Here is a 10,856-nt window from a genome sequence, read left to right as displayed (position 1 = left end):
AGGCGGCAGCCAGCGGCCATGACGCCCGCCCGCATAGCGCGGCGGCAAGCGCGAGCAGCTCGACGACGCCCGCAACGAGCGCCGCGCCGCGGACGCCAAGCCCTGCCGCCGCGGCGCTTCCGCATACCCAGCAGCCGACGAACCATAACAGCGGTCTTCTATTCATTCCCATTCCCGTTCCTCCTTCGCGGATACGACAAAAAAAGGAACCTCCGATCCGCATCGTCGCGATGCGGCCGGAGGTTCCTCTCCCCGTTTCCTGAATCGTATTCGAATGGCTTGCTAAGTCGTAACTTCCATATGCGCTCCGGCCGGCGGCTCGTAGGGATCCAGCCGGCGGAATACGATGCCCTTCTGCTCCATGAGGCGGACGACTTTGTCGCTATCCTTCGGATAGGCGCGGTGATACACGATTTCTACGATGCCGCTGTTGGCGAGCATATTCGCGCAAGTCCAGCACGGCTGATCGGTGACGTAGACGGTCGAGCCTTCGCGGTCGGCGCGGTCGGTGAACAGCAGCAAATTTTGCTCGGCGTGGATCGTCCGGATGCAGCGCTGCTTCTTGACCAGCTCTTCCTTCCCGTCGACCAGCTTCACCTCGAGCTCCTCCGAAATCATGCAGCCGGCCTCCAGGCAGTCCTGCACGCCCATCGGAGCGCCGTTATAGGCGGTGCCGAGCAGCTTCTTGCCCTGCACGAGCACGGCGCCGACATGACGGCGCGGGCAGCGCGAACGGGTCGATACCATATAAGCGATATCCATGAAATAAGTATCCCAATCCTTGCGGACGGCATCCTGCGTCTTGGTGTTCAATGCAATGCTTCCTTTCTGCCGAACCTTCTTCTGTCGTACCGGTTGTCTTATTACTGCTGGCTGACCGCCAAGGCTTGCTCCAAGTCCGCCAAAATATCTTCGATGCCCTCCGTGCCGATCGATAACCGGATCATGCCCGGGGTTACGCCCGCGGCGGCCTGCTGCTCGGTCGTCAGCTGCAAATGCGTCGTGCTGGCCGGGTGGATGATGAGCGACTTCGAGTCGCCGACGTTCGCGAGATGCGAGAACAGCTTCACCGCGTTGATGACCTTCTTGCCCGCTTCGACGCCGCCCTTGATGCCGAACGTCAAAATCGCGCCCTGGCCCTTCGGCAAATATTTACGGGCGAGGCCGTAGGAAGGATGGCTCGGCAGTCCCGCGTAGCTGACCCATTCCACCGCTTCGTGCGATTCCAGATACTCCGCCGTCTTCCTCGCGTTCGAGCTGTGGCGCTCCATCCGCAGATGCAGCGTCTCGAGCCCCTGCAGCAGCAGGAAGGAATTGAACGGCGACAGCGCGGCGCCCATATCGCGCAGCAGCTGAACCCTCGCTTTGATGATATAGGCAATCGGGCCGACCGCATCCGTATAGACGACTCCGTTATAGCTCGGGTCGGGCTCGGTGAGGCCCGGGAACCTGCCGCTCGCCTTCCAGTCGAACTTCCCGCCGTCGACGATGATCCCGCCGATGGACGTGCCGTGCCCGCCGATGAACTTGGTCGCGGAATGGACGACGATATCGGCGCCGTGCTCGATCGGACGGCACAGGTACGGGCTCGGGAACGTATTGTCGACGATGAACGGCAAGCCGTTGTCGTGCGCGATCGCGGCGACCGCCTCGAGATCGATGACGTCTCCTTTAGGATTGCCGATCGTCTCCGCATATATCGCTTTCGTCCGGTCGGTAATCGCGGCGCGGAAGTTTTCCGGATTCGACGGATCGACGAACTTCACCGCAATGCCGAGCTTCTTGAGCGTAATGGCGAACAGATTGTAGGTGCCGCCGTACAGGCTGGACGCGGAGACGATCTCGTCGCCCGCTCCCGCGATGTTCAGAATCGAATATGTAATCGCCGATTGTCCCGATGCGACGGCCAGCGCGGCCGGCGCGCCCTCCAGCTCCGCCACCCGCTTCTCGAACACGTCCGATGTCGGGTTCATGATTCGGGAGTAAATATTGCCGAACTCCTGCAAGGAAAATAAATTCGCCGCATGGTCCGTATCTTTGAATCCGTAAGACGTCGTCTGGTAGATGGGCACCGCGCGCGACATCGTCGCCGGATCGATTTGTTGGCCTCCGTGGACGGATAGCGTGTCAAGAGAGAGCTTGCGTTGATCGGTCATGTCCTCGTCTCCTTCGCAATTGGCAAAATAAGCGAATCTAGCATCCGCTTCTACCATTCTCTCACAATTATGGGCGTGCGACAATGGCGTCCCGAATGCCGGAGAGCAATTTTTCACCAATTCCCTTCACCCGCAGCAGGTCTCTCTCGCTCTTGAAAAAGCCGTTTTGTTCGCGGTCGGCGACGATCGCCTGCGCTTTGGACGGGCCGATGCCCTTCAGCGCGTCCAGCTCCTCCGCGGTTGCGCGGTTAATGTCGAGCCTGCCGTCGCCCGCCGGCTCGAGGCTTGCCGCCGGAACGTCCGCTCCGGCAGTCTCGGCATTCGCGGGCGGCACGACCGCCTCTCCCGTCCCATTCGCATGATCCGGCGCTTCGGCATCGGTTGAAAGGGCCGGTGCGGAACCGGCAGGCTCTGCCGCTCCCTCCCGCGCTTCTGACGGTTCGGTCGCCGAGCCGGCACCTGCCGCCGACGGCTCCGGCTCCCTGTCTCCGCCTTCCAATCGCCCAAGCGCCGAATCCACCGCTTGATTGAGCGGCACCCAATCGGGTTCGCTCGATTTTTCGGGCGCCAACAAGGCGGCGCCAATTAGCGCGACCGCGCATACGATACAAATGGCTGCAAGAGCCAGCCGTTTGCCGTCAAGCCCGTAAGCAGGTTGCTTCATCGAAAGATTCCTCCGCTTCAAACGACATTTTTTTGGGAAAAAGTGACATAAGGAACAAGACCTGCAGAATAAGTTAAGAGAGGCTGAAAACGCGGGAGCGCATGCCGCCGCGGCGCAGCCGATTTTTATGACGCTGGTTTTGCCTCGCGCAAAGCTATGGGAGGGTTCAGCATGAATGTCGGATTCATCGGGACGGGCACAATGGGAAGCCTGCTCATTGAAGCTTTAATTGCATCGGGAGCACTCACTCCTGCACAAATCGCAGTCAGCAACCGCACCTTTGCAAAAGCGCAAGCTTTGGCCGACCGCTATTCCGGCATGAAGGCCGAATGTACGAACGTTGGCGTCGCCCGCGGCTGCGACATCGTTTTTTTGTGCGTCAAGCCGCATGAATTCAAGAAAGTCGTCGACGACATCAAGCCGGCCGTTCGGCCGGATCAGCTCATCGTCTCGATTACGAGTCCCGTCCTCATCTCGCATCTGGAGGGAGAACTCGCATGCAAGGTCGCGAAGGTGATCCCCAGCATTACGAATTTCGTATGGAGCGGGGCTTCGCTCTGCATCTATGGAAAAACCGTCCGGGAGGACGATAAATCGCGACTCGAGGATCTGCTTGCCCATATCAGCGAGCCGCTTCGCATCGATGAAAGCTTTACGCGGATCGTCTCCGACCTGTCGAGCTGCGGGCCGGCCTTCATCTCGTTCCTGCTTGAGCAATTCGTGGACGCGGCGGTAAAAGAAACGGGAATCGGCCGCGAGGATGCGATGAAGGTGGCGAGCGCGATGCTGCTCGGCACCGGACTGCTGCTGACCGAAGGCGGTTTGACGATGAGCCAGGTGCAGGAAAGAGTAGCCGTCCCGGGAGGCATCACGGCCAAGGCGCTTCAGCTGCTGCGGAACGAAACGGACGGCGTGTTCAATCTGCTCATCCGCACGACGCATGACAAATTCCGCGAGGATTTGAATAAAGTGACGCACGCCTTTACAAGCGAAGAGGTGAACGGACAATAGCTGTTCTTCAGCTAGTGCCCGCCCACCTCTTCGGTTTGCGTCAATTGGCTACGATATTGACAAGCTTCCCTTTGACGGCGATCACTTTGCGGATCGTCTTGCCGGCGATAAGCTCCTTCACCTTCTCGAGCTCCTTCGCGAGGCTCTCCATCTCGGCGGCGTCCATATCCGCCGCGATCGAAACGCGGTCCGCGATTTTTCCGTTCACCTGCACGACGATCTCCACTTCCTGATCGACCGTCCAAGCCTCGTCGTACGACGGGAACGCCGCGTACGTCAAGGAATCCGAACGGCCCAACCTCTCCCACAGCTCCTCCGCAATATGCGGCGCGATCGGCGACAGCAGCTGCACGAATTGCGCCATGGCCTCGGCCGGCAGCGCGTCGGTCTTGTAAGCTTCGTTGACGAAGATCATCAGCTGGCTGATGACGGTGTTGAAGCGCAGCGCCTCGTAATCCTCCGTAATCTTCTTGATCGAGCGGTGCCATGTCCGCTTGAAGGCGTCGGACGCTACGCTGCCGCCGATTTTGGCGTTCAAGCTGCCGTCCTCGCTGACGAACAGACGCCATACGCGGCTCAGGAAGCGGTACGTTCCTTCGACGCCGTTCGTATTCCAAGGCTTGGTCGCCTCAAGCGGACCCATGAACATTTCGTACATCCGAAGCGTGTCAGCCCCGAATTCGTTCACGATATCGTCCGGGTTGATGACGTTGCCGCGCGATTTGGACATCTTCTCGTTGTTGTTTCCGAGGATCATGCCCTGGTTAACGAGCTTGTGGAACGGCTCCTTCGTCTGCACGACGCCGATATCGTACAGCACCTTATGCCAGAAGCGGGCGTACAGCAGATGAAGCACCGCATGCTCGGCGCCGCCGATGTACAAGTCGACCGGCAGCCATTCCTTCTGTTTCTCCGGCGAGCAAATTTCGTTGTCGTTCTTCGGATCGATGAAGCGCAAGTAATACCAGCAGCTGCCGGCCCACTGCGGCATCGTGTTCGTCTCGCGGCGCGCCTTCATGCCCGTCTCCGGATCGACCGTGTTCACCCATTCCGACACGTTCGCCAGCGGCGATTCGCCCGTGCCCGAAGGCGTAATGGCATCGACATCGGGCAGCAGCAGCGGCAGCTGGTCTTCGGGTACGGTCTTCATCGTCCCGTCCTCCAGATGCAGAACCGGAATCGGCTCGCCCCAGTAACGCTGGCGGCTGAACAGCCAGTCGCGCAGACGGTAAGTGACTTTGCCCCTGCCTTTGCCCGCCGCCTCCAAATGCTCGATCATCGCGGCGATCGCCGCTTCGTTGTTCAAGCCGTCAAGGAAACCCGAATTGACGTGCTCGCCGTCGCCCGTATAGGCTTCCTTCCCGATATCCCCGCCTTGGACGACCTCGATAATCGGAAGGTCGAACTGCTTCGCGAACTCCCAGTCGCGGGAATCGTGTCCCGGTACCGCCATGATCGCGCCCGTGCCGTATCCGGCAAGGACGTAGTCCGCGATCCAGATCGGCGTTCTGGCGCCGTTCGCCGGATTGATCGCGTATGCGCCGGTGAACACGCCCGTTTTGTCCTTGGCCAGGTCGGTGCGCTCCAGATCGCTCTTGCGGGCAGCCGCATCGCGGTAAGCTTCCACCGCCTCCTTCTGCTCCTCAGAGACGATGCTTGCTACGAGGTCGTGCTCTGGCGCCAATACGCAGTAGGTCGCGCCGAACAGCGTATCCGGACGCGTCGTGAACACGACGAGCGACTCGGACGCGCCTTCGATCGCGAAGGAGACCTCGGCTCCCTTCGATTTGCCGATCCAGTTGCGCTGCATGTCCTTGATGCTCTCCGACCAGTCCAGCTCCTCCAGATCGTCCAGCAAGCGGTCGGCGTATTCGGTAATTTTCAATATCCATTGCCGCATCGGCTTGCGAATGACCGGATGGCCGCCGCGCTCGCTCTTGCCGTCGATGACCTCCTCGTTGGCAAGCACGGTGCCGAGAGCCGGACACCAGTTGACCGGCACCTCGGCTACGTAGGCAAGGCCTCTCTTGTACAGCTGAATGAAAATCCACTGCGTCCACTTGTAGTAATCCGGATCCGTCGTGCTGAACTCGCGGTCCCAGTCGTACGAGAAGCCGAGCGATTTGATTTGCCTGCGGAAGTTATCGATGTTCTTGAACGTAATGTCCCGCGGATGCTGGCCCGTATCCAGGGCGTGCTGCTCCGCCGGCAAGCCGAAGGCGTCCCAGCCCATCGGATGAAGCACGTTGTAGCCTTGCATCCGCTTGTAGCGGGATACGATGTCCGTTGCCGTATAGCCTTCGGGATGGCCGACGTGCAGGCCCGCGCCCGAAGGATAAGGGAACATGTCGAGCGCGTAAAATTTCGGCTTGCCCGGCTCCTCTTTCGTTTGGAACGTTTTGTTCTTCTCCCAGAATTGCTGCCACTTCGGCTCGACGGCTTGCGGATTGTAGCCGTGGAATTGCTGTTCCTGACTCATTTGCGTTCGTCCTCCTAGACAAATTGTGCCGATCGTCCCATCGGCGAAAACCAAAAAACCTCTCGCCCCTAGCGAATGACGCTAGGGACGAGAGGTCGATCTCCCGTGGTACCACCCTAGTTAGCGGCAGGCATGCTTTGCCCGTCGCTCACTTGACGCCCTTAACGCGGGCCGGACGGGGCGTTTGCCGTATCCGTACGTCCATCGATACGATAAGCGCCCGGCTCCAAGGCGAGCTTCATTCCGCGGCAGGTCCGGCTTGCACCATGAATCGCCGGCTCTCTGGGCCGTGCCTTCGAAATTACTGTTCCTCTTCAACGCCGATTATGCATAAAATGGTTAGTTCCGATTATAAAGATCGCAAGGTTCGCTGTCAAGATGCCGGCCGCCCGCCTAGTGCGCCGCATCCTTCCCTCTTCCCATCGTTACGATTCTGACGATCGCCGCCAGCAGCAAGCCGTGCGTAACGATGCCCGCGGCGGCGGCGCTCCAGTTGCCGGCGATCGCGCCGAGCAGCCAAAGCGAAACGGGCGGCAGCTGGATGAGAAACAGAAGCCCGAGCAGCATAATGAGCATGCCGTCGTTCACCTTCGCCTTCATCCTGGGCCTCAGGACGAGCGTAACGAGCAGAATGATGCCGAGCCCGATCGATATTCTGGACCAGAAGAGCACCGTATCCCGTTCCGAGCCGATCTCGGGGCCCAGGAACTGAAAGCCGAACACATGCCCGTTTATGTAAAATGCGCCCGCTATCATGGAGAGCAAGCTTACCGCTCCGATCAGCCATTTTTTGAGCTTCGCCATTGTCATCCCTTCCTCCTCGCTTTCGCTTCCGCGGCCGTAACGACGACAAACAAAACGACAACGGCCAGCGTCGCTACAATAGACTGATCGAACAGAAGCTCGAATCGATCAAGCGACCATCCGTCCTCGCCGATAATCGAGTAAGCGATCGGATTCGGGACGGTCAACCCGTCGTTCCGGATGGGATCGGCATTGGAAGCCATATTCGCGGCCAGCGCGATATTGGCGATTAAACACAACGCGCCGCCGATCAGCACTCCTTTGGACCACGCCAAGGCGACTCCCGCCCGCTTGAACGCCAGAACCGCAACGGCGATGAACAAGCCCCCTCCGATGATATACAGCATACAGACACCTCCGCAGCAGAGTTGAACGCATCCTTATAAACGCTGCTGCGACCAAAATTGTTTCAGCCGTCAGTCCTTTTTGACCCGATACCAATAATCGTATTGCCCCTTAAAACCGATTTTGTCGTAAAGCCGGTTGGCCGGCGCATTGCTCTTCACGACGAGCAAATAGCTGTGCTTCGCGCCTTGCCGCTTGCCCCACGAGAGCAAGTGCAGGACGAGCTGCTCGCCGTAGCCGCGTCCGCGGTGCTCCGCTCCCGTAACGACGTCGTACAGGCCGACCCAGCCGTTCTCCAGGACGGCTATGCCGCAGGCGACCGGCACGCCTTGCGCTTGCAGCACCGCAAAGCATTTCGGCAGCGGCGATTGTTCCATCATTTTGCGGGTTACGGCCTGCTGGCGCTCCGAGAGCCCGTACATGCCCGCGACGGCTCGAAGCCAATCGCCTGTCGGCTCGCTCTCCAGCTGCGCCTCGTCATGCGAAGGCGCGCTTACGTCTTCCAGATGGACCGTCTTGACTAGCGTATGATCGATCCGTTCGTAGCCGCGGACCTCAAGCTCGCCGTCCAGGGCGTTTGGGCGGACGAACGGCGTAACTTTGAAGGCCGTCCGGATGCCGCGTTCCCCATAGAGCCGTTCGCACGCATCCAGCTTGCCGGCAAGCTCCAAGGTATGTCCGTAAATGGCGCTGACGGAATTGGAACGCTTCGTGTAGCCGTCCGCGAACCGGAGCAGCCAGCCGTCGTAGACGACCGTCTGCAGCGCCGGCCAGCCGTTCAGGCTCATTTCCTCGATCCGCAGCGACAGCCTGTCCTTCAACTGGCCCATATGATGGCGGTCATGCTCCTTAAAATCCTTCAAATAGCCCGCCGCGTCGAAAGGATGGCCGTCCGCGTCCCGGTAAGCTGCCGCGTACTGCTCATCCGATAAGCCGGAAATCGTCTCGATGATGCCGGTCCGAATCCGGACGGCCTCGCCCGTCAGCTCCCCGACCGAAGTTTTCCTTCCATAGTCGGCAGCTTCCCGGTTAAATTCGTCGTAATCGAGATGCCTCACCGTAAGCGGCAGGCCTGCGGCAACCTTCGCGACCGCTCCTTCGAAGAAGTATTCGTCCCATTTCAACATATGCGCCACCGCCTCGCGGACCGTCCATTTGCCTGGCGCGACGCTTTGATTCCATAGCCATTCGCCGTAGCGGCCTAGGTCGGATACGAACGCCGTCCATTCGCCGAAAGCCCGCAGCAGCGCCTCTCTCTCCTCCGGCATCTCCTTCTCCCCCTTTACGTTAACAACCCGAACCTCTCCAGCTGCTCGATCTGGTTCGCTTCGAGCAGCACCTCCCGCTGTTTGTCCCCCAGAAGATCGAAATGCGGGTAATCGCTCCTGATATGGATGTAGCGCGGATTCAAGCCGTGCGCGACGCACCAGGCCGACAGCTTGTCCAAATCCGCGCAGCCCGCCTTCGTTACCGTGCGCATGCCGGGGAAACGGGGATCCGCCCAATAATGCGTCAGAAACGCCATTTCGCCCCGCGCGACGGCTTGCTTCCAGCGCTCCATCTCCGCCCTTTTTATGCCGAATGCCATGGCCTTCTCCTTTACTCGCCTGCGATAATCTGCTTCACGCGCCCGACCTGGCCGTCCGTCAGCCTGACCTTGATGCCGTGCGGGTGGTTCGGCGAGTTCGTTAAAATATCTTTGACGACGCCCCTGATCAGCTTGCCTGTCCGCTGATCCTGCTTTAATACGATATCCACTTGAAGTCCCGCCCTGATGGCGGAGCGTTCCGTTCCGTTCATTCGCGCATCTTCCTCCGCTTCTCATAATATTGGACTTTAGCATAGCATAGGTCATGCGAAGATGCACATTGTAGGGACAACTGGTATACTAAACTTCAAACGATGCTTAGGAAATGAGGAAACGATCGAATGTCCAACGCTTTCAATGCTTTGGGGATCTCTCCCCGATTAAGCGATTTGCTACAACAAGACGGCATAAACGAACCGACGCCGGTTCAGCGACAAGCCATCCCGCTGCTGCTGGAAGGGCAGGACGTCATTGCGCAGGCGCAGACCGGCACAGGCAAGACGCTGGCGTTCTCGCTGCCGATTTTGCAACAAATCCAAGCGGACAAGGAGCAGGTTCAGGCGCTCATCCTTACGCCGACGAGAGAGCTTGCCATTCAGATTACGGCCGAGCTGAAGAAGCTGGCGCCGCCGCTCGGCATTCGCGTGCTCGCCGCGTATGGCGGCCAGGACGTCGAAGCGCAAATCCGCAAGCTGCAAAACGCGCCCCATATCGTCGTCGCAACTCCCGGCCGGCTGATCGATCATATGAAGCGCGAGACCGTGAGCCTCGGCAAGCTGCAGATGCTGGTGCTCGACGAGGCGGACCAAATGCTCCACATGGGCTTCCTCGGCGAAGTGGAGAGCATCATTACCCAAACGCCGAGAGCCCGTCAGACGATGCTGTTCTCCGCGACGATGCCCGACGCGATCCGGCGGCTGGCGGCGGAATACATGAAAGCTCCCGCGGATATCCGCGTCCGCAGCGCGAACGTCACCCTTGACAGCATCAAGCAGGTTGTCTACGAGACGACCGACCGCGGCAAGCAGCAGGCGCTCGTCCATTTGCTCGAGCGGCACCGGCCTTATCTGGCCGTCGTCTTCTGCCGGACGAAGGTCCGCGCCAAGAAATTGAACGAGGCGCTGCAAAGCTTCGGCATCGAATCCGACGAGCTGCACGGCGATTTGACGCAGGCGAAGCGCGAGCAGGTCATGAAGCGGTTCAGGGACGCGCGCCTTCAGGTGCTCGTCGCGACGGACGTCGCCGCGCGCGGCCTCGACGTCGAAGGCGTGACGCATGTGTACAACTACGACGTGCCGCAGGACGGGGAGCTGTACATCCACCGCATCGGGAGGACGGGAAGAGCCGGTCAGCAAGGCGTTGCCGTAACGCTGGCCACCCCTTATGACAAAAACACGCTGCTCGGCATCGAGAAGAGCATTAATGCGAGGCTCGACCGCCGCGCCATCGACCGGAACGGCGAGGAATCGACTGCGGGAAGCGAGCCGGTGCGGCGCCGCGGCGTTACCTCGCGCGGCGCGGGCGCCGGAAGCGGACGGCCGGGCTCGGAAGGACGGCGCGGCCGTTCGGGAAGGCAGGAGCGCGACGGGAAACCGGCCGGCCGCAGATCCGATCGCGGCGGCGCCGTGCGTTCCCCCATAGCCGGAAGAACCGGAGGCTCCGGCAATGCTTCAGGCCGGGCAAGCGTATCGGCCGACAATCCTTGGACGGCGGACCGGCCGGACGGCAAGTCCGGCAGCCGGGGCGCGGGGCGCAGGGGCGCCCAAGCGGGCGGGCGCGGCGGGCAGCGCGGCAGCGCTCCGGCCGGCG

General features: G+C 60.4%; 11 protein-coding genes and 1 other annotated feature. Of the genes, 2 read left to right on the top strand and 9 right to left on the bottom strand.

All coding sequences use genetic code 11. The annotated features are described in order from the left end of the window. Positions 1-282: 282 nt before the first annotated feature. From IDH41_RS30820 to IDH41_RS30810, 3 genes are all read right to left on the bottom strand, one after another. Positions 283-813 (bottom strand): deoxycytidylate deaminase, encoded by a 531-nt coding sequence (locus IDH41_RS30820; protein ID WP_190868146.1) that lies wholly within the window; start codon positions 811-813, stop codon positions 283-285. A gap of 50 nt (positions 814-863) precedes the next feature. Then, positions 864-2,156: a homocysteine synthase gene (locus IDH41_RS30815; RefSeq protein WP_190868144.1), complete on the bottom strand. Its 1,293-nt coding sequence runs from the start codon at positions 2,154-2,156 to the stop codon at positions 864-866. A 67-nt stretch (positions 2,157-2,223) separates the two neighbouring features. Further along, a complete protein-coding gene (locus IDH41_RS30810; protein ID WP_190868142.1) occupies positions 2,224-2,820 on the bottom strand; it encodes a helix-hairpin-helix domain-containing protein in 597 nt (198 codons plus the stop codon). Between the two features lie 171 nt (positions 2,821-2,991). Between IDH41_RS30810 and comER the strand changes: the two genes are divergently transcribed. Then, positions 2,992-3,831, top strand: coding sequence for a late competence protein ComER (comER, locus tag IDH41_RS30805; RefSeq protein ID WP_190868140.1), 840 nt, complete (start codon positions 2,992-2,994; stop codon positions 3,829-3,831). Between the two features lie 40 nt (positions 3,832-3,871). Here comER and leuS read toward each other — a convergent pair whose 3' ends face one another. The 6 genes from leuS to IDH41_RS30775 form a co-directional block, all read right to left on the bottom strand. Next, positions 3,872-6,310, bottom strand: coding sequence for a leucine--tRNA ligase (gene leuS / locus IDH41_RS30800; RefSeq protein WP_190868138.1), 2,439 nt, complete (start codon positions 6,308-6,310; stop codon positions 3,872-3,874). Positions 6,311-6,390: 80 nt separating this feature from the next. Continuing rightward, positions 6,391-6,637 (bottom strand) — a binding site (T-box leader). Positions 6,638-6,703: 66 nt separating this feature from the next. Beyond that, positions 6,704-7,114, bottom strand: a complete 411-nt coding sequence (locus IDH41_RS30795) for a hypothetical protein (RefSeq protein ID WP_190868136.1) — start codon at positions 7,112-7,114, stop codon at positions 6,704-6,706. Between the two features lie 2 nt (positions 7,115-7,116). After that, on the bottom strand, positions 7,117-7,461 hold the full coding sequence (locus IDH41_RS30790; protein WP_190868134.1) for a hypothetical protein: 345 nt from the start codon (positions 7,459-7,461) through the stop codon (positions 7,117-7,119). Positions 7,462-7,530: 69 nt separating this feature from the next. Further along, positions 7,531-8,727, bottom strand: coding sequence for a GNAT family N-acetyltransferase (locus tag IDH41_RS30785; RefSeq protein ID WP_190868132.1), 1,197 nt, complete (start codon positions 8,725-8,727; stop codon positions 7,531-7,533). A gap of 14 nt (positions 8,728-8,741) precedes the next feature. Then, positions 8,742-9,047 carry a hypothetical protein gene (locus tag IDH41_RS30780; protein ID WP_190868130.1) on the bottom strand — a complete coding sequence of 102 codons (306 nt, stop codon included), beginning with the start codon at positions 9,045-9,047 and terminating at the stop codon, positions 8,742-8,744. An 11-nt stretch (positions 9,048-9,058) separates the two neighbouring features. Beyond that, on the bottom strand, positions 9,059-9,259 hold the full coding sequence (locus tag IDH41_RS30775) for a YwbE family protein (RefSeq protein WP_190868128.1): 201 nt from the start codon (positions 9,257-9,259) through the stop codon (positions 9,059-9,061). A gap of 129 nt (positions 9,260-9,388) precedes the next feature. On the opposite strand from IDH41_RS30775, the gene IDH41_RS30770 reads away from it, so the two are divergent. Next, a partial coding sequence (locus IDH41_RS30770; protein WP_190868125.1) for a DEAD/DEAH box helicase occupies positions 9,389-10,856 on the top strand: 1,468 nt, incomplete at its 3' end.

The organism is Paenibacillus arenilitoris, assembly GCF_014705655.1.
GTDB lineage: Bacteria > Bacillota > Bacilli > Paenibacillales > Paenibacillaceae > Pristimantibacillus > Pristimantibacillus arenilitoris.
Note: the sequence above shows the minus strand (reverse complement) of the source record. Positions and strands in the feature narration are given on the sequence as shown.